The organism is Mycoplasmopsis primatum ATCC 25948 (assembly GCF_000702785.1).
In the GTDB taxonomy this organism is placed as follows: domain Bacteria; phylum Bacillota_I; class Bacilli_A; order Mycoplasmatales; family Metamycoplasmataceae; genus Mycoplasmopsis; species Mycoplasmopsis primatum.
Genome location: NZ_JNJV01000003.1, coordinates 1 through 19,759, shown reverse-complemented (window position 1 = coordinate 19,759; position 19,759 = coordinate 1). Strand labels below are relative to the sequence as shown.

Sequence of the window (19,759 nt, the reverse complement as noted above, 5' to 3'; positions counted from 1 at the left end):
GTTATGTTTAGTAAAAAAAACAATAAATTTTTATATTTGTCAATAACCCCTATTCCTTTTGCATTAGTTAGTTGCCAAAGTAGTTTTTATAAACAAAAAAGCATAATTGAGGCAGAGTTTAATAAGGAACTTACCTTTGAATATAATCAATATAAATCTTTATGAAATAAATTTTTAAAAGCTATTAATGATAAGAACGAATATCAAAAATATTATTATGACAACTATCAAAAAATTAATAAAATCACCAAAAAATGATTTGATTTAGTGATAAAAAAAATATCTATATATACCGACTCATATAATGATGGACAATCTTTATACGAATTAAAATTAGGATATTTTCCTGATCCAGACAAACAGAGTTTTGTTGAATTAACTGAAAATGAATATTATAAAAATAAGAAAATTGATGTTTTTAATGAGCTAACTAATGCGCCAAAAAATAATATTGCGAATGCACGACTTAATATGAGTTATGTGCGAATTTTAAATGATGAGCTTGATAGTATTATTAAGGATTGAATTTATCAATTAAATACAAATTCTGCATTTAAATTATTTGTAAATCATTTTAACACATATGAAGGCTGACCTTTTTTTAAAAATGTATCAAGTAATTTAAGAGCAGATTATCAAGGAATATTTTTTGAAAGTTTAAAAAAAGATGCTGAAAGTATGAGTGCTGAATATGTGCGTAGATATTATGATGCTAAAAAAATAAACATTGATTATTCAAAAATTAAAGGAAATCCGGAAAATAATTTTGGTCACACACATGCCCTTGTTAATTTATGAAATGAATGAAATACAATTGCTGTACCAAAATACGAGGAAAACTCATCTAATAAAACTATAAATTGATCAAACAACAAGATTAAAGAAACAATTAATTTTGTCCAAAAACTCTATAAAACAAGCGAAATATTAAAAACAAACAAGAATAAAAAACTCATTTTGCGTTTTACTGAGAAGAAAAATTTAGCCAACATAATAGACTTTGATTTTCATGAATTATTTGATGAATTTATTTTTGAAGCTGTTGATAATATATCTGATTGAAATATGAAGATTCACCCAAGTGATCTTGATCCAAATCAATTTAAATCATTATTCAAAGACACACTGCAAGATTTATTGGATATTGCAAATAAAATAAGTAGAATTATTAATACATATAAAAATTAGTTTTTTAATTAAAATATAAATTTATTTTTATAATTATGTAAATTTAAAAAAGAGGTAGATATGAGCACAATGTTAGATGTTACAATTGAATTTTTACTTAAAAAATCAGAAGGTCAAGAATATGTGGACTTCAACACAATTTTTGATAAGGTGGAAGAACAACTTAGACTAAAATGAGAAGACGAATCAAATTCTAAAAAAACAGATTATTCAGTTATTAGGCAAAATAAAATTGGTGAATTATATCGTTTATTAACTGTTGATTCGCGTTTTAAAAGAAATGCAAAAGGATTGTGAACAACTAGAGAGGGTTTTGAATAATAAATGCCAAATAAATATGAATTAGTTAATGCTATTAATATAATTAATCATGCAAAAGTTAATAAATATGCTGTTCCGCATATTAATATTAATAATTTAGAGTGAACTAAAAATGTTTTGATTGCAGCTCAAGAGGAAAGATCTCCCTTAATTATTGGCGCAAGTATGGGTGCTATTAAATATATGGGTGGATATTCCACTGTTGCTAATATGGTTAAATCATTAGTAAAAGATTTACAAATAAATATTCCAGTGGTTCTGCATTTAGATCATGGTGATTATGATGCTTGCCTAAAAGCTATTGAAGCTGGTTTTACATCAGTTATGTTTGACGGTTCTTCACTTCCGTTTGATGAAAATGTTGATAAAACAAAAAAAGTGGTGGCTTTGGCTAAAAAAAATAATATTTCTGTTGAAGCGGAAGTTGGCGCTGTTGGTGGTGAAGAAGATGGGATTATTTCATCTGGTGTTATATCTAATGTTAATGAAGCATTAACTATGAAAAACACTGGCATTGATATTTTAGCAGCTGGTATAGGCAATATACATGGTAAATATCCTGAAAGCTGAAAATCATTAAATTTTGATGCTTTATCCGAAATTGCAAAATCCACTGATATAGGCATAGTGTTGCATGGCGGTAGTGGCATTCCACTTGATCAAATACAAAAAGCTATTAAATTAGGTGTTGTAAAAATAAATGTTAATACTGAATTACAAATTGCTTTTGCACATGCTACTGAGGAATTCATAATTTCTGGGAAATCAAAACAAGGTAAAAATTATGACCCTAGAAAATTATTAGCACCTGGCGCTAATGCTATTCAAGATGTAGTTAAAGAAAAAATTAGGGAATTTGGTTCTAATAATAGATATTAAAAAAATAGGAAAAATGGTTCGTTTTTCTATTTTTTTTATATTTTTTAGAAATAATGCTACAACACAAAATATTAAATAATGAAATTCAAACTATTTAATGTGATACTCATAATGTTAGCGAACGTGGGCATAGTAAGTTGTCATTTTCCTAATTCTGGCGAACATTATTTGCGAAAAAGTTTTATTGATTCATTTATCAGTGTTGTTGACGGAGATACAATTTATTTTATCCAAAATGAGCAAAAAGTAGGTCTTAGAATCATAGGTATTGATGCACCAGAAACATATAAAAGTATTCATCAAAATCTAGCTAAATATGAAAATTATTTTGCTCAAAAAGCAAAACAATTTTTGATTAGTTTATTACACAATAAAGAGGTATATTACAAATATGTTAGTGAAGATAAATATGCAAGAAAAGTTGCTTTTTTATATTGTAAAACAGAGCAAAACGGCGAAATTGATGTTGGTTATGAATTAGTAAAAAACGGGTTAGCAAGAGTTCATTATATTTCAATTAAGAAAGGAAATTATTTTGCTGTTAATGAAGGTGTTTTATTAAATTATTTTAATAAATTAAAATTTGCTGAAAATGAGGCTAAAAAACAAAGGTTAAACATTTGAAAGCACACAGAAAGGGATGTTTTTTCAAAATAAAATATCAAGGCTGAAAATTTTCTTTTTACTATATAATTGTTAATGCAATTTAATAATTAATATTATATAAATTGTTCTTAACTAGTGGGAGATTTAATCGTCAGAACCACATTATCGAAAGGATAACAAGATATGGCAAAATCAAAAGCTGATATTGTCCGTGTTCGTAAGCTACAATTTAATGCTGGCCAAGCTAAACCAGGGCCTGCTCTTGCAGGTGTTGGTATTAATATGCCAGAATTTACACGTGCTTTCAATGATGCGACACGTGACAGAGGAAATGAACCAGTTCCAGTTCAAATTACAGTTTATAATGATAAATCATTTGAATTCAAATTATTTACTTCGCCAGCTAGCTACAAACTAAAGCAAGCTGCTAAGGTAAATAAAGGTAGTGCTAACAGTAAAACAACTATTGCTGCTACAATTACCAAACAACAACTAAGAGAAATCGCTGAATATAAATTACCAGATTTAAACACAGATGATGTTGAAACTGCTATGGCAATTATTGCTGGTACAGCAAAAAACATGGGTATATTAATTGAAGGTTATGACAATGTTAAAGCTGCTAAAAAAGCTGCAGCCGACGCACTAAAAGCTCAACAAATCAGTGAAGCTAAGGAAGCTGAATTAAAAGAAGCAGAAGCACGTATGATTGAAACCAAAGATAAGGCAATTGATGTTGAAACTATAGAACAATCATCAGAAGCTGAAGGAGAAAAATAATATGTCTTCAAAAATTGGAAAAAAACTTCAAAATGCTAGAAGTTCATATGACAAAAATATTGCTTATGATTTATTGGAAGCAGTAGAAATTGTTAAAAGAACTTCATATGCTAAATTTGATGCTTCTGTTGATTTAGTATTCAAACTTAACCTTGATGTTAGAAAAGCAGAACAACAACTTCGTGGCTCTGTATTATTACCTAATGGTACTGGTAAATCAATTAAAGTATTAGTTGTTACAAATAATGTTGAAAAACAAAAACTAGCGAAAGCTGCAGGTGCTGATCAAGTTGTGGATGGCCCAGCATTAGAGCAAAAAATTAAAGAAGATAATTTTGACTTTGAAGTTATGGTTGCTGATCCTGCTATGATGCCTCTTTTAGGAAAATACGGTAAAAAATTAGGGCCTAAAGGTTTAATGCCTAACCCTAAAACCGGAACAGTTACTCCAACGCCTGAAAAAGCAGTTGAAGAACTTAAAAAAGGTAAAGCAAATTATCGTACAGATAAAGCCGGTGTTGTTCACACATTGGTTGGAAAAGTTTCAATGGATTCAAACAAACTTGTAGAAAATATCAAAACTGTTATTAATTTAATTAAAAAATTGAAACCAGCTACTGTTAAGGGTACATATATTCAAAATATAGTATTATCTGCAACTATGGGACCTGGTGTTAAAATTAAAATTGAAAAATAATTTTAAAAAGCATAAGATTTATACTTGTGCTTTTTTTATTTATAAGTTTCCCAGTTAAAGTGTTAAAAAGTTCATATATGACTGATTTATAGATATATATGGAATTAAACCACTTTAAAATTACAATGTAAAAAGCGTTTAGAAGTGACGCGGTCATCAAAGTTAAACATATTTAACATTAAAATATCAAATAATGATTATTAATTTTTAAATCTATATGATGAGGCATCAAAGATCATATATTTCCACATTTCCATATATGGAACGTCCAATCATTAAAGTTTTATACTTATTTTGTATTAGAAAATACATTTTTTACACGTTATGTTTTTTAAGGAGAGTGATGAGTAAAAAGTCTAAAAAATTAATTTCGATGATTGGGGCATTTGCCACTGTTACATCGCCAATTTTATTATCAGCGGCATGTAGCAGCAAGAATTCAGGAAACGAAGTGACAAAAACCCCTAATTTAGATGCTTTGAAAAAAGAGTATAAGAAATTAGTAAGTGAAGATATTTTAAAAGATCTCGGGGAATCGGATGAAAAAGATCCTGCTAAATTAGAAAAAGGTAAGAGATTTGCACCTGCTAAGTTAATTCAAGCATATAAGAGTGCCCTAGAAAAAGCAGATAAAGAAACTGATGAAGCAAAAGCTAATGATGTGCTTAAAGAATTGCAAAGTTCTTATAAAGCATTAAAGGAAGCAATAATAGTAGGAACTAATGAAACAGTTAAAACTCCTAACTTAGATGCTTTGAAAAAAACAATAATTGATATTAAAAATGATCTTGCAACTATAGAAATAAATGAAACTACTGATACAAACAGTGTTAAAAAAGGCATTAGATTTGCGTCAAATGCTAACATAGAAAAAATTAATACTGAAGTAGTGACAGCTGAAAAAATTAATGATGAAAAAGATGCTTTACAAGGCAAAACTAAACTTGATCAAGCATATGAAGAATTTAAAAAAACAATTTTAGTAGGAACTAATAACATCGATGATGAGGTTATGAATTTTAAATCTCAATATACTGGCGACACAAAGAAATATGCAGATAGTGTGGATTTAAAATTAGTTACTTTTACAGATGCTAATGGTGGTGACATTTCTACTAATGGTTTTGAAGTAACAAGCAAGGAATTTAAAAATAATTCTCCTTCTGATGATGAATTAACACAAGGAATAAGAACAGTAGTTGCTTCATTTACAAAAAATGGTGTTACATCATCTAAATATGAATTTGATATTCAGATAGCTAAAACTCATATTGAGACTATTTATAATCAACTAAGAGAAATTAAAAATGGAACATTGTTTATTGAACCTATTGATTCTATTGATTCTAAACACTGAGTAACTAACAATCCTAATGGTTTGTTATACTATGATTTCAAAGATTCGACATTTTATACTAGTGAAAACGCCGCTGATAGAATTGCAGTTTTTAGATTTAATGAAAGATTAGCGTATAAAAAAGGCACTTACGCAACAGGAATATATAATCCTGTTGATAAAAAATCAAATGTTGTGAAATTCATTAAAGAAGATGAACAATATGGAATTGAATTTATTTTAGGTCTTTTTCATAAGGAAGAAAAAGATAGATTGTATCATTATGAAACCACTAAACTATTTACCTCTGAACCATTTCAATCTATTGGCACTGATGAACTAGAAAAAGAGACAACTCGTATAGAAAATGAATTTAAATATACGGATGCTGATAAAACTCAAGTTAATAATGCAGATAAAGCAGGCATTGTAGCACCAAAATTAACTATAAAAGATGCTATGTTACATTATGATATTACTAAAATCGATCATAAAAATGGTGAAATAACTATCTCATATTATTTAACTCTTGATGGCAAAAAAACATCATTAAAAACTACTACAAAAGAAGTCAAAATTTCTGGTTTTATAAAAGATGCACTATTTGAAAAATTTGATGGTGTTGTTGCAAAATATGCTGACGCTAATAAAGTAAAACCATCTCAATGTGATAAAGAAAAAATAACATTTGAAAAAGCGAGCGCGACATATACTTTTGATGGCGCTAAGATCACAAAAGAAATTTTGGGTGCTGATGATATCACTGGTACCTTAAAAATTAAAGTTACAATTGAAGTAAATGGACAAACTTCTTGAAAATTATTTGACATTCATGGTTTTATGGTTGTTGCATTTTCATTAGATGATTTTATTGCTAATGCTAAAATTTCTGTTGAAGATACAGATATGGCTAATACTATCCCTAGTGATATCAAAACAGCTAACATTAAATTAATAGGTTCAGGAATTGACAAATTAAGTTCATATGAAATTAAGTCAATTAAAGCAAATAATAAAACAGGTATTTTAGAAGTAACGTATAAACTTCAATATAATAGCGAATTAAAAGAACATGTTTTCAAATTAGAAAACTTCAAAAAAGATGACAGCAATATACAAAATTTGATCGCGCCAGATTTGTATGAAAAATCATTAAATGGTACTATATTTACTATCAATAATAAGGCAAAATTGAAGGAAGCGTTAAGTGGGGCTAAAAACAAGTGAATAAAAGTATCATCAAAAGGTAAACAAATGGTGCAAATTGATAAAACTAACATAACTACACTTATAAAGTTTGATGATCATTTTATAACAAATGGTAGCAAAGGCGTTACAGCAGCCCCTGGTGTAAGAACATATACAAAATATAATAAAGGTGTGGATTTTGAAGAAATATCTGCTGGTATATATAAATTATCATGAAGATTACTTTTAAATGGTAATACTGTATATAGTCAAGTATTCACACAAATAATTGATTTAAATAATTAATATAATAATATTAACTAGAGTTCTTACTCTAGTTTTTTATTAAATTGAGTTTTATATTTAACGCACAAATGATTTTTGATATATGGTACTTTTCTTTATTTGCGTGTAAAACAGCTGTTTTTGTTAATTTTAATATGCAAATAAATACAGCAGTTATCGAAAAAATTATTAACATTTTGTAAATAAACTTTTGTTATCGTCTGTATTAAATACTATGACTGAACCATATTAAATATATAATAAATAAATTATTTCAAAGGAGAATGAATATGTTAAATATTGTTTTATATCAACCTGAAATACCACCTAATACAGCTAACATAATTAGAACATGTTTTGCATTAGGCGCTAAATTACACATTATTAAACCAATTTCTTTTGATTTAGATCCTAAATATTTATCTAGACCAGCAGCGGGTAGACTTTTAAGTGACATAGAGCATGAAGTACACCATTCATATCAAGACTTTTATAACAAATACAAAGATAAAAAAATTTATTACATTACTAGATATGGTTATAAAACTTACTCTGATATTGATTTTAAAAAACAATACGAAAAAGATAAAGAAATATGATTAATGTTTGGTAAGGAGTCAACAGGGATAGATAAAAAAATATTACAAGACAACATTGATTATTGTCTAAGAATTCCTATGGTTAGTGCTATGAGAAGCATTAATTTAGCTAATTCAGTTGCTATTGTTGGTTTTGAGGTGATGCGACAATTAGATTTTTGCGATCTTTCATTATATGAAGTTCAAAAAGGAAAGGATTTTCTTAAAGAATGGAAAGTCTAAAAAGATATAATAACAAGACTTTTAATAGTGTTAGCAATTCACATATTAGAGAATTACGCAAGATTTTAGCTGGAAAAATAGATGACTATTTTTTAATTGAGGGCTATCACTTGGTTGAAGAAGCATATAAAAATAATTTAGTTGTGGCAACATATGAACTAATTGATAAAAAAGCTATATATGCTGAATCAAATTTTATTAGCTATGATATATTGAAGTATTTGACTCAAACAACCAATCCTGAGGGCATTGTGGCTCTATGCTCTTTTAGAAATCAAAAGACAAGAAAACAAAACAAAGTTGTGTTTTTAGATAATGTACAAGATCCAGGTAATGTCGGCACCATTATAAGAACTGCCAAGGCTTTTGGTTTCGATACTATTTATTCAAATGTTCATTTTAATAATCAAAAAGTTATTAGATCAAGTCAAGGAGCTATTTTTAGCGTTAATACAAAAAAATATGATAATGCATATAAAACAATTTTAGAGCTTCAAAATCAAGGATATAAAATTTATACAACCTCATTAGAAAAAGATAGCATTAATATAAATTCGTTTGATTTTCCTGTTAATGAAAAAATAGTTATTGTTTTTGGCAACGAAGGCTCAGGTGTTGCCTCTAATATTAATAAACTAGCAAACAAAAAAATATACATACCAATTGAGTTTGAAAGTCTAAATGTGGCTGTTAGTGCTGGAATTGTTTTGTATAAAATATATAATAGTAAGAAATAAGGAGATAGAGTGGAACAAAAAGCGAGAGAAAAATTTATTAATAAAGAATTTAGTCGAGAACTTAATGGATATTCAGTTACAGAAGTTAATAATTTTATAAAAGAATTATGAGATTTAGCATCTGATTTAGATGCTAAAAATAATTCATTAGAAGATGAAATAAAAAATATTATTGCTAAGCATCAAAATGAAATAACTTCATTGCAAGCAGAAAATTTGAAGTTGAAGAATAAAAAATAATGAAACAAGAAATCAAAGATGATGAGCAACTAATTAACTGATATCCAGGTCATATGGCTAAAGGTCTAAGAGAAATTAAACAAGATGCTTCATTAGCAGATATTTTTCTTATTGTTTTAGATGCTAGATGTCCTATTAGTAGTTACAACGAAGATTTTGATAGTATTATGCCAAATAAACCAAGATTGTTTGTGATTACAAAAAGTGACTTGATGGACAAATCTAAAAAGAATAAAATTGAGAAAAGATTTGATAATTCACAAGTTTTGTGATTAGATTTAAGAAATGCAAAAAGCAAAAATATTATTATTAATAAAATTAAATTTTTAGCTAAAGACAAAATTCAGAAAGACAAAGCGAAAGGGTTTATTAATTCTAGAATCAAAACGTTTGTTTTAGGCATTCCTAACGCTGGCAAAAGTACTTTAATTAACTTAGTTTCCAATAAAAAAAGTTTAAAAGTTGCTAATTATCCTGGCGTTACAAGAATTAAAAAATGAGTAGTAAATGACAATTTATATTTTATGGACACACCTGGAATTTTATTGCCTAAATTAAATGACCAATATGCTGCTGCTAAATTAGCAATGATCGGTTCAATTGAAACCAAAATATTTCCACAGAAATTTATTTTCAGCACTTTTTTAAAAGTTTTAGTAGATTATTATCCTGAATTAATTATTGATGAATTTAACATCGAAAAAGAAACCTTAATGAATTTGGATGAAATAAATACATATAATATTTTGACTAAAATTGCTGATTTAAAGGGTTTTAAGCAAAATAATATATATGATTTTAATAAAACATATAACTATTTTATTAATTGAATTAAGAATCTTAAAAATGTAACATTTGATTAGGAAAAAATATGAAACACAAATATACACAAGAAGAAAAAAACGATGCTTGATATGATGTTATCGAGTCCAAACAACTTTCAATGAACAAACAAGCAGTGCAAATGCTTTCTGCTGCTATTCCTTCATTTATCTTGTTTTTTGCCATGATGATTTGAACAAATATTATGCTTGTTAAATCCACTAAAACAGTCTACATCATCATTTTTACAGATGTTATTTTTTCACTTTTATTAATGTGATTTTTGTTGATTACTATTGCAAACATAATATTACTGGTAGCTATTAAAAACATCAAAAAAAATAATGAAAGCACAGCCAGAAAATGAGTTTCCTTGTATGCTAAATTAAGTTTTAAAAAATATCCAAATTTATATATTTCTTACATTAATGAGGAAAAAGAATTTTTAAATTTTAACAAGAATATAGTCAGTGATAACTTTAGTCAAAAGCCAACAGATGCAAAAGAATCAGTTGAGCAAAAACCCACTGATGAAAAACAGTCTGATAATTCTGATGATTTAACAATCGCCAACTCTAATAAATAAGCTCAGGCTTTATTTTTCTTTAATATTAAATATATGATTTACTATATAATTTTTAAAATTAATTAATACTTATTTAAGGAACCAATGATAAAAAAAGTTATTAATGTTTTAGAAGTAATCAACAAGTTTGATATTGAACTTGTGAATAAAGATCAAAAACTTGTTTATAGAAATATTAAGTATCCAGCAATTCAAAGGCTTGGATTAGAAATTGCTGGTGCTTCTAAAAATACAAGGTATTCAAAAAATGTAATTTGTTGAGGAACAAATGAATCAATTTATTTTAAAACATTAAAAAAAGATCAATTGTTAAAAACACTTGATAGAGTGCTTTCTGTTAAGCCTCCATTATTAATTTTATCTAAGGGTGTTTTACCAACACATCATAAAATCATTACACAAGTGTGCAATAAATATCAAATTCCACTTTATATTGCTAATCGAAGCACTTCAAAAATTACTTCAACAATTGGTACTTATCTTAGCGATTTTTATTCAGAAGAAACACAAGTTCACGGCTGTCTTCTTTCAATTCATGGTATAGGTGTCTTGATAGTCGGTATTTCTGGTGCTGGTAAATCAGAAGCTACTCATGAGCTAATTCAAAGAGGTCATTTATTTATCGCTGATGATGCTGTTTTAGTTAAGCACATTGGAGCGCATTTTTGAGGGTCTGCACCATATCTAACACAAGATTTACTTGAAATGCGTGGAACAGGTTTAATCAATATTTTACAAACATATGGAATTAAGTCAATTATGCGTGGTTCAGTAATTAATTTGTGTGTTGAATTAGTTGACCATGCTAACATAGATTATGAAAAATTAGACCGCCTGGGTGATAAAAAGATTTATTATAATGTGTTAGATGGCAAAATACCAAAGGTTCAGGTGCCTATTAAAGTTGGAGCTTCTGTATCATCGTTAATTGAAGGAGCCGTGATAGCATTCTTAGCGAAAAGAGAAGGCTTTAATTCGTTAGATTTACTAGCTCAAAGGCAAAAAGAATTAGATAAAGGAGATGTTCATGAATAATTTATATCAATTATTTGACACCACAAGCACTCAAAATGATCCAAATTTATGAAAAGTTTATCCTGGAGTTTGAACTCCCGATGCTGGAAAAACAGCAAATACTGCTAGTGTACTCTTTAACATCGGCTCTTTTCCAGTGCACACTTATTCATTAACTATGATGCTTGGTATGGTCGCTGCTATTTTAACAATTGTAATTTTTTGACGAAGAGCAAGATATCCATGAGAAATATTACTAACCTTAATTTTCTTAACGATTCCATCAGCCATTTTAGGCGCGCGTTTATGAAACGTTGTTGATCAATCTATTAATAATCCAAACTATAACTGGCGAAACTGGTATAAAGTTTGAGAAGGTGGTCTAAGTATCCAAGGTGGTGTTATTTTCGCCATGATAGCCGATTTTACATATGGTTACTTTATAAGAGATAGAATTGATATTAGAAAAGCTGCTGATTTTATTATTCCAGCTGTTTTAATAGGACAAGTGATTGGACGTTGGGGTAATTATGCTAATCATGAAGTTTATGGAAGAATAGACTGAGATGGCTCAAGCTCTTTAATCTTTGGAAAAACATTTGCTGCTAATATGTTTATCAAAGATACAGAAGGCACGGGCTATAGATATCCATTATTCTTATATGAAGGTATTATTAACTTTATAGCATACATATTACTTGTATGAGTAGTCAATAGATTTGGTTTATTAAAACCAGGGGCTTCTGCTTCACTATACTTTGTTTGATATGGACTTGTACGTATAGCTATGGAACCATTGCGTGCTTATCGTCAACAAATGTATATTATTGCTGCTTATATCTTCTTTGCTATTGGTTCATTAGGCTTATTATTCTTTCAATTTTTCAACCCATTACACTACTTGCGTGAATGAAGAAAAAATAGATTTATTTATCAATATGCCCATCCAGAAGAATATATTGCTTGGATCGAAAAAACCAGAATTAAATCTAAAAATGCTAAAGCTATAGAAAGAGTGTTTTCTTAATATGGAACAAAATGTTTTATATGATGTAGTTATTGTTGGTTCTGGGCCTGGCGGTCTTAATGCAGCTTTATATGCTTCAAGAAGTGGCTTAAAAACTTTAATTATTGAAAAAGAAGTACCCGGTGGAAAAATAAATTCAACAACTGAAGTTGAAAATTGATTAGGTACAAAAAAAGTTTCAGGCTACGAATTAGCAGATATGCTTTATTCTCATGCGATGTCTTTTGGTTCCCAATTTAAAAGTGCAAATGTAATTAAAATAAATCACCTTGCTAATAATTTGCAAGAAATAGTTTTGCAAGATAATTCAATCATTCAGTCAAAAACAGTTATTATTGCTACTGGCTTAGTGAATCGCAAACCTAGTGATATTGAAAATTTTGATAAATTTGATAAAAAAGGCATTAGTTATTGTGGCGTGTGTGATGGCCCTTTATTTAAGAATAAAGTGCTTTATGTTCTTGGCGATGGCAATTCAGCTTTTGAAGAAGCTTTATATCTCACAGCTTTTGCTTCTGAAGTTAATTTGATTGTTCGCGGGTCAAAATTTTATGCAGAAAAAGTTACAGTGGACAAAGTTAAAAACCATCCAAAAATTAAGATTTTATTTAACACGTATATCAAAAAGTTAGAAGGCGAAAATTTTGTTGAAAAAATCTATTTAATAGATGAAAATGGCAAAATTGTTGCTAAACATTGCGACGGTTTATTCCCAATGATTGGTTTTGTACCAGTTTCTGATTTTATAAGTCATTTAGATATAACTAACAAAGATGGCTTTATTGTTACTAACGAAAAAATGCAAACTAAAATTCAAGGCATTTATGCTATTGGAGACATTCGCCAAAAAGAAATTAGGCAAATTGTAACCGCAGCTTCTGATGGTGCTATTGCAGCTAAATTTATCTGAAATGAACTAAAATAATATTAAACAAAAATCGTGCTTTTATAAGTGGCACGAGTTTTAATTATTGAAAAACAGATTTATACAATATTATATTTGCTAAAGATTGCTTGAAATGAATTAATATCAATGTCTTCACCATTAGCTCATTTAGTGTTATCAAAATCAAAAATTAATTTTTCATAAATTTCTTTTTGCTTTTCATTATCAGTTTTGTCTTCAAAATTTTTAGAAATTCTAATGCTCATATTTATTGATTTTTTACCTAATGTTGTTATAACTCTCAATTCATCTTCCATAAAAGATATTTGTTTGATGCCTTTTAAATTTCAATTAATATCATTTTCTATATAGTTTGCTTTTGGCAATTTAATATTAGAAATACTTCATTCTTTTAATTTTGCAATCATCATTGCATTAGTAATGGTTAGGTATAGCATAACCCCAAAAGTGACAAAACCTATTAGGTGATAATAAGTTATGATACTGTTTTGTTTTGAAGCAAATAAATATATAAAAGCCACAATACTAAAAATATTTAAGAATGATAATGTGGCTGTTAAAAATGTGATAAAAGTGATATTTTTTACTATATTTTTTATATAAAAATCTCTTACTCTTTTTTCATTATTTATACAATAATTTTTCACAAAAGTAGCACGATAAAAAATAGTTTTATATCAATTTAACGAAACTAAAATATAAAGACCGATTCCAGAAACAAAGGTTAAAGTTAACGAAATAATAAAAAGATTGTCTGCTAAATTCATAAATTATCACCTTTCATGTTAAATTGGGTATTTGAATAAATATAGTAAAAAATAATAGATTTATTTTAATTTAAATATCTAAAAAAATAAAAATATTCAAAGAAATTTATTGAATAAATATCTGTTAATTTATTTCTACACGCTTTTATTTTTTTCTAAATAATAATAACAAATAAAAAAAATAAAAAATGTGGAAAAAATTCCATATTTTAGTCCTTTAACTATGTATCAATATATAATTTTAGTATCTCATTTGTTAGCAAAATATCAATGAGAATACTAATTAAAAAAAACAAGGAGAAGCGGATGAAATTTAAATACATTACCCAGGTCATGCTGTTAGTGACCCTAAAGAAGTGATTCGTTTTCTTGACAAAAAAGGAAAGTTAATCAACGCTGATTACAAACCTACAGAAGCTCAAAAGAAACAATTACTTGCAATGTATAAAATTATGGTTAGATCTCGTCAATGAGACAATTACTCATTAACATTACAAAAAACAGGTCGTCTAGGAACTTTTGCTCCTAACTTAGGTGAAGAAGCTGCATTAGCAGCAATCGGATACAATCTTAAAAAAGATGACTGATATGCTCCACACTACCGTGCACTGCCAACATTATTAGCACGTGGTGTTGAAATGAAATCAATCTATGCATACTGAAATGGTTCAGAACTTGGATCAAAAATGCCAGGTCTTAATACATTACCTATGCAAGTTATTATTGGTTCACAAACATCAATGGCTGGTGGTGTAGCATCAGCACTTAAAGCTAATGGCAAAGGTCAAATTTGCTTAACTACAATTGGTAATGGTGGAACAAATGAAGGTGAATTCCACGAAGGCTTAAATATGGCTTCAGTTCGTAATTGACCACTTGTTATGGTAGTTATGAACAACCAATGAGCTATTTCAGTTCCAGAACACCACAGCTATAAAGTTAAAACACTTTCACAAAGAGCTATGTCATATGGTATTCCTAGTGTTCGTGTTGATGGTAATGACTTACTTGCTACTTCAGAAGTTATTAAAGAAGCTTATGAATATACAAGAAAAGGCAACGGTCCTATTCTAATTGAAATGCTTACATGACGTCAAGGACAACATACAACTAGCGATAACCCTAGAGTTTACCGTTCAAGAGAAGAAGAAGAAAAACACGAAGAATGAGAACCATTCCATCGTATTGAAGCATACTTGCTTAAAGAAAAAATTATTACTAAAGATCAAATTGAAGCATTGGCACAAGAAGCAGAAGCAGAAGCAAAACAAGCATATGCAGACTCAGCAGCAATTTTATCAAGCGAAGGCTTTGATGATATTTACGATTACACCTATGAAACAATGCCAGCTGAATTAGCTGAACAAAAAGAAGCTAACAGAAGATTCTTAAAATAATTAAGTAAAAATCTATATTTTAAAGGAGAATAATTATGTCAGAAAAAATGATTTCAGTTAACAATATAGCTGCTTTAACTAATGCTCTTGATGTAGCATTAGAAAAATACCCTAATGCAGTTGTTTATGGTGAAGATGCTGGTTTCGAAGGTGGTGTATTCCGTGCTACTGATGGTCTTCAAAAGAAATATGGCGAAGAAAGAGTATGAGACTCACCTATTTCAGAATCTGCAATAGCAGGTTCAGCAATTGGCGCTGCATTAGCAGGTCTTAGACCAGTTGTTGAAATGCAATTTTCAGGTTTTGCTATTTATGCTATGCAACAAATCTTTGGTAACGCAGCACGTTACAGAAATAGAACACGTGGTGCTATGTCATGTCCTGCAATCTTTAGAATGCCTTGTGGTGGAGGTGTTAAAGCATTGGAACACCACTCAGAATCTATTGAAACACTATTTTCACACATTCCAGGCCTTAAAGTTATAATGCCTGCTACACCTTACGATACAAAAGGTTTAATGTTAGCAGCATTTGAACAAAATGACCCTGTAATATTCCTTGAACACAAACGTGACTACCGTGCTTTCAAACAAGAAATTCCAGCTGGTCACTATACAGTTGAAATTGGAAAAGCTAATGTTGTAGTTCCAGGTGAAGACTTAACAGTTGTAACCTATGGTCACATGGTTCATGAAACCCTTGCAGCAATTAAATTGCTACAAGAAAAAGGCAAAAACTACTCTATCGAAGTTGTTGACCTTAGAACTCTTAAACCAATGGACACAGAAACCATTGTTAAATCAGTTAAGAAAACAGGTCGTGTATTAGCAGTTTCAGAATCTGTTCAAACACTTTCAATTACTTCAGAAATCATTACACGTGTTAACGAACACTGCTTTGATGATTTAGTTGCTCAACCAAGAAGATTAAACGGCCCAGACGTTACTGTTCCACTTCCAGCACTAGAACACTACTTCATGGTTAATAAAGAAAAAATTGCAACAGTAATCGAAGAAATGTTAGGCTAATCTAATAATCTATTAAAAAAACAAAAAGCATTTATGCTTTTTGTTTTATAATTTAATCAAATTTATTAATTTTAATATTAAACTAATGTTTGTTTGATTTGTCTATTTCAAAAAAACAAACAAAAGTTTAATTAATGCAAAGGAGAAATATGTTAGATAAAGAAAAACAAAAAGTTGAAGAAGAAGTTGGATCAGCAGACGCGCCTGCTGTTGTTGGACAACTTAAGGTTTCAAATGATTTATTAGACTTCTCAGCATATGCTGCTAAACCAAGTAAAAAAACTGAAAAAGAATGTGATAAAGAATGCGGCGATGATTCTAAACTAACACCACGTGAAAGAGCTATTAAAGCAAGAAAAGAAGGTAAATAATATGGCCGAAATTGTAAAGGAAAAAGCATTAGAAGCAAAAGAATTACCTATTCCAACCATTCGTAAGGCAATAGCAAAAAACCTTAAAGAAGTTGTTGATTCAGTTGCTTATTGTGCTCTAACAATTAAAGCAGATGTTACAAACTTATGAAATTTACGTAGTGCAGTTAAAGATAAAGTTTTAAAAGATCATAATGTTAAACTAACTTTTTTATCATGAATAGTTAAAGCTTCCTCAATAGCCCTAAGTGAATTTCCAAACTTTACTGCTAAGTGAGATGCTGCAAATGCAAAAATTATTTATCCAGATACAATTAATATTGGTATAGCTGTTGATACACCTTATGGTCTTGTTGTCCCAGTTATTAGAGGTGTTGAAAAACTAAATGTTATTGATATTCAAAATGAAATAGTAAGATTATCGACTCTTGCTAGAGACAAAAAATTAAAAATGTCTGATATGACTGGTGGATGCTTCACTATTACTAATGTTGGTAGTTCAGGTGTTCTTTTTGGCTCTCCAATAATGAATAAAGGTGAAGTTGCTATTACAGCTACTGGTGCTATTATCGATGAATTAAAATTAACTAAAGATGCTAAAGTTGAAAATAGAAAAATTATGTACTTATCAATTGCTGCTGATCATCAATGAGTAGACGGCGCTGATATGGCTAGATTCCAAGGTAGAGTTAAGGAATTAATTGAAAGTCCAGAACAATTAGGAGAATTTTAATATGGCTAAAGAAGCATGCAAAACTAAATGCACTGATTGCACATGTTCTAAGCAATCATGTAATAAACCTTATGAAAGTGAAAAAACTAAATTAGCATGAAAAGATGCTGGTAAAAAATACACTGGTTCAGTTGATGATGAATTTGATGTTATTGTAGTTGGTTCAGGTCCTGGTGGTTATTTAGCTGCTGAAATGGCTGGAAAAGCTGGTCTTAAAACTTTAATTGTTGAAAAAGAATTTTGAGGCGGTGTATGTCTTAATATTGGATGTATTCCAACTAAAGCAATGCTTAAGTCAACGCACGTGCTTGAAGAAATATTAGATGCTGCTAAATATGGTATTGAGGCAAATTTTGCTGACTTAAAAATTGATTATGACAAAACATGATTAAAAATGCATGAAAGAAAAGCTAAGGTTGTTGCCCAATTATCAGGTGGCGTTAAAATGCTTATGAAGGGCTCGAAGTGCCAAGTAATTGATGGCGATGCTGAATTTGTTGGTGCTAAGGAAATTAAAGTCAATGGTAAAGTTTACCGTGCTAAGAATTTAATTATTGCTACTGGTAGCCACGCTAGAAGAATGAAAAACATTGAAGGTTTTGAAAAAGGCTATGAAAGCGGTAAATTATTATCTTCACGTGAAGCTATCAACTATAACAAAAACTTACCTAAATCAATGGTTATTGTCGGTGGTGGTGTTATTGGTGTTGAATTTGCACAAGTTTATGCTGCTGTAGGTACAAAAGTAACTATTATTCAAAGAGAAGATAGATTGCTTCCTGGAGTTGATAAAGATGTTGCTACTGAAATAACTAAAGTATTGCAAAATGACAACAAAATTGAAATTATCTTTAATGCTTCAAGTAGCAAGCTTGATTCAGATGAAAGCCTAGTTTATGTTAAGGATGGCAAAGAAGAAAAGATTAGCGCAGATGTTATTTTAATTGCTACTGGTAGAATTCCTGCTTCTGAAAAACTTGAAGAAGTTGGCGTTAAATTAGGTGCTCGTAAAGAAGTTCTTGTTGATGAATTCATGCGTACAAATGTTAAAGGCGTTTATGCTATTGGAGACGTAACTGGACAAAATATGTTAGCTCACGTTGCATACTCACATGCTGTAACTGCTGTATATCATATACTTGATGTTTATGGTATTCCTTATAAACCAGAATCAAAACCTGTGCCTGCATGTATTTATACAAATCCAGAAATTGCTTTCGTAGGCTTAACAGAACAACAAGCAACTGATGCTGGTTATAATGTTATAACATCTAAATATTCATTTAGTTTTCTAGGTAAAGCTATTGCTGCTAGTCAAACCAAAGGTTTTGTTAAATTAGTGGTTAACAAAGAAAACGGACACATTTTAGGTGCGCATATGATTGGTGCTAACGTGACCGATTATGTCGCTGAAATAGCATTAGCTATTGAAAAAGGCGCTTGTGTAAAAGATTTAACTCACACAATTCATCCACACCCTACTTTTAATGAAATTATTTGAGAAGCTGCTAGATCAGCATTACATAAATTAACACTCGAAAACTTAAAAAAATAATTTATTAATAAATTAAAAGAGACACACTATACAAAAAAGACCTAAAATCAAAAAAATGGGTCTTTTTTTGTTTCAGGTTAAAGATGGAGATCTCTATATAAATAACACGATTTTTACAGAGGACATAAATGATGAAGTGTGAGAAGCAATAGAGAGAAAATCCCGAGTTTCTGAGTTTGACCCATTTTTTGGGTCATTTTTTATACTTAAATACTTTGTATTTAAAAAAACTAATTATTTATTACAATTACATACAATTTATGCTATAATTAGCATATGGGAAAATATATAATTTTAATAAATAGCAATGGAAAATTTGATTATTGTCATGTGGTTCAATCAGGCGGTTTTTCAAAAGGTTTTAAAAGAATTGCTTGTTTAGGCAATGTAAATACACTCAAGGAAATTAATCCTAATTTTTTAGAGATTTTAAAAGAAAAAATAGAAGATTTTCAATCGATTGAAGACAGAAAG

At 29.2% G+C, this 19,759-nt stretch carries 22 protein-coding genes; 21 read left to right on the top strand and 1 reads right to left on the bottom strand.

The window, feature by feature from the left end:
* Positions 1-3 precede the first annotated feature (3 nt).
* The 15 genes from T386_RS0100650 to T386_RS0100580 all read left to right on the top strand — a co-directional run bounded on the left by T386_RS0100650 (position 4) and on the right by T386_RS0100580 (position 13,452).
* Positions 4-1,188, top strand: coding sequence for an MAG0770 family lipoprotein (locus T386_RS0100650; protein WP_029513251.1), 1,185 nt, complete (start codon positions 4-6; stop codon positions 1,186-1,188).
* Between the two features lie 60 nt (positions 1,189-1,248).
* Entirely contained in the window at positions 1,249-1,509 is a 261-nt protein-coding gene (gene rpoE, locus T386_RS0100645; RefSeq protein ID WP_029513250.1) for a DNA-directed RNA polymerase subunit delta, read from the top strand.
* 3 nt (positions 1,510-1,512) lie between these two features.
* A complete protein-coding gene (fba, locus tag T386_RS0100640; protein WP_029513249.1) occupies positions 1,513-2,388 on the top strand; it encodes a class II fructose-1,6-bisphosphate aldolase in 876 nt (291 codons plus the stop codon).
* A 111-nt stretch (positions 2,389-2,499) separates the two neighbouring features.
* Positions 2,500-3,045, top strand: coding sequence for a thermonuclease family protein (locus T386_RS0100635; protein ID WP_235732233.1), 546 nt, complete (start codon positions 2,500-2,502; stop codon positions 3,043-3,045).
* 132 nt (positions 3,046-3,177) lie between these two features.
* Positions 3,178-3,774 carry a 50S ribosomal protein L11 gene (rplK, locus tag T386_RS0100630; protein WP_029513247.1) on the top strand — a complete coding sequence of 199 codons (597 nt, stop codon included), beginning with the start codon at positions 3,178-3,180 and terminating at the stop codon, positions 3,772-3,774.
* 1 nt (position 3,775) lies between these two features.
* Positions 3,776-4,471 carry a 50S ribosomal protein L1 gene (gene rplA, locus T386_RS0100625; protein WP_029513246.1) on the top strand — a complete coding sequence of 232 codons (696 nt, stop codon included), beginning with the start codon at positions 3,776-3,778 and terminating at the stop codon, positions 4,469-4,471.
* 343 nt (positions 4,472-4,814) lie between these two features.
* Positions 4,815-7,301: a lipoprotein 17-related variable surface protein gene (locus T386_RS0100620; protein WP_029513245.1), complete on the top strand. Its 2,487-nt coding sequence runs from the start codon at positions 4,815-4,817 to the stop codon at positions 7,299-7,301.
* Positions 7,302-7,570: 269 nt separating this feature from the next.
* The gene (locus T386_RS0100615; protein ID WP_029513244.1) at positions 7,571-8,101 is read left to right on the top strand and encodes a tRNA (cytidine(34)-2'-O)-methyltransferase; all 531 of its coding nucleotides are present in this window, start codon (positions 7,571-7,573) and stop codon (positions 8,099-8,101) included.
* Positions 8,089-8,838, top strand: coding sequence for a TrmH family RNA methyltransferase (locus tag T386_RS0100610; RefSeq protein WP_051622758.1), 750 nt, complete (start codon positions 8,089-8,091; stop codon positions 8,836-8,838). The genes T386_RS0100615 and T386_RS0100610 overlap by 13 nt, the downstream gene beginning before the upstream one ends.
* Positions 8,839-8,847: 9 nt before the next feature.
* Positions 8,848-9,078 carry an MAG0865 family DivIVA-related protein gene (locus T386_RS0100605; RefSeq protein WP_029513242.1) on the top strand — a complete coding sequence of 77 codons (231 nt, stop codon included), beginning with the start codon at positions 8,848-8,850 and terminating at the stop codon, positions 9,076-9,078.
* Entirely contained in the window at positions 9,078-9,941 is an 864-nt protein-coding gene (ylqF, locus tag T386_RS0100600) for a ribosome biogenesis GTPase YlqF (protein ID WP_029513241.1), read from the top strand. The genes T386_RS0100605 and ylqF overlap by 1 nt, the downstream gene beginning before the upstream one ends.
* Positions 9,942-9,949: 8 nt before the next feature.
* On the top strand, positions 9,950-10,486 hold the full coding sequence (locus T386_RS0100595) for a UbiA prenyltransferase family protein (protein ID WP_029513240.1): 537 nt from the start codon (positions 9,950-9,952) through the stop codon (positions 10,484-10,486).
* Between the two features lie 84 nt (positions 10,487-10,570).
* Entirely contained in the window at positions 10,571-11,521 is a 951-nt protein-coding gene (hprK, locus tag T386_RS0100590; RefSeq protein ID WP_029513239.1) for an HPr(Ser) kinase/phosphatase, read from the top strand.
* Entirely contained in the window at positions 11,514-12,527 is a 1,014-nt protein-coding gene (gene lgt / locus T386_RS0100585; RefSeq protein WP_029513238.1) for a prolipoprotein diacylglyceryl transferase, read from the top strand. Before hprK ends, lgt begins: the two co-directional genes overlap by 8 nt.
* A 1-nt stretch (position 12,528) precedes the next feature.
* Positions 12,529-13,452 (top strand): NAD(P)/FAD-dependent oxidoreductase, encoded by a 924-nt coding sequence (locus T386_RS0100580; RefSeq protein ID WP_029513237.1) that lies wholly within the window; start codon positions 12,529-12,531, stop codon positions 13,450-13,452.
* Positions 13,453-13,511: 59 nt separating this feature from the next.
* On the opposite strand, the gene T386_RS0100575 is transcribed toward T386_RS0100580, so the two are convergent.
* On the bottom strand, positions 13,512-14,201 hold the full coding sequence (locus T386_RS0100575) for an MAG0920 family protein (protein ID WP_029513236.1): 690 nt from the start codon (positions 14,199-14,201) through the stop codon (positions 13,512-13,514).
* A 356-nt stretch (positions 14,202-14,557) separates the two neighbouring features.
* Here T386_RS0100575 and T386_RS0100570 point away from each other — a divergent pair, with 356 nt between their 5' ends.
* The 6 genes from T386_RS0100570 to T386_RS04255 form a co-directional block, all read left to right on the top strand.
* A complete protein-coding gene (locus T386_RS0100570; RefSeq protein ID WP_235732232.1) occupies positions 14,558-15,598 on the top strand; it encodes a thiamine pyrophosphate-dependent enzyme in 1,041 nt (346 codons plus the stop codon).
* 35 nt (positions 15,599-15,633) lie between these two features.
* A complete protein-coding gene (locus T386_RS0100565; protein ID WP_029513234.1) occupies positions 15,634-16,626 on the top strand; it encodes an alpha-ketoacid dehydrogenase subunit beta in 993 nt (330 codons plus the stop codon).
* A 149-nt stretch (positions 16,627-16,775) separates the two neighbouring features.
* Positions 16,776-16,997 carry a hypothetical protein gene (locus T386_RS0100560; RefSeq protein WP_029513233.1) on the top strand — a complete coding sequence of 74 codons (222 nt, stop codon included), beginning with the start codon at positions 16,776-16,778 and terminating at the stop codon, positions 16,995-16,997.
* 1 nt (position 16,998) lies between these two features.
* Positions 16,999-17,730: a 2-oxo acid dehydrogenase subunit E2 gene (locus T386_RS0100555; RefSeq protein WP_029513232.1), complete on the top strand. Its 732-nt coding sequence runs from the start codon at positions 16,999-17,001 to the stop codon at positions 17,728-17,730.
* A 1-nt stretch (position 17,731) separates the two neighbouring features.
* Complete coding sequence (lpdA, locus tag T386_RS0100550; protein ID WP_051622757.1) at positions 17,732-19,285, top strand: dihydrolipoyl dehydrogenase; 1,554 nt, start codon at positions 17,732-17,734, stop codon at positions 19,283-19,285.
* Between the two features lie 276 nt (positions 19,286-19,561).
* A partial coding sequence (locus tag T386_RS04255) for a hypothetical protein (RefSeq protein WP_036459825.1) occupies positions 19,562-19,759 on the top strand: 198 nt, incomplete at its 3' end.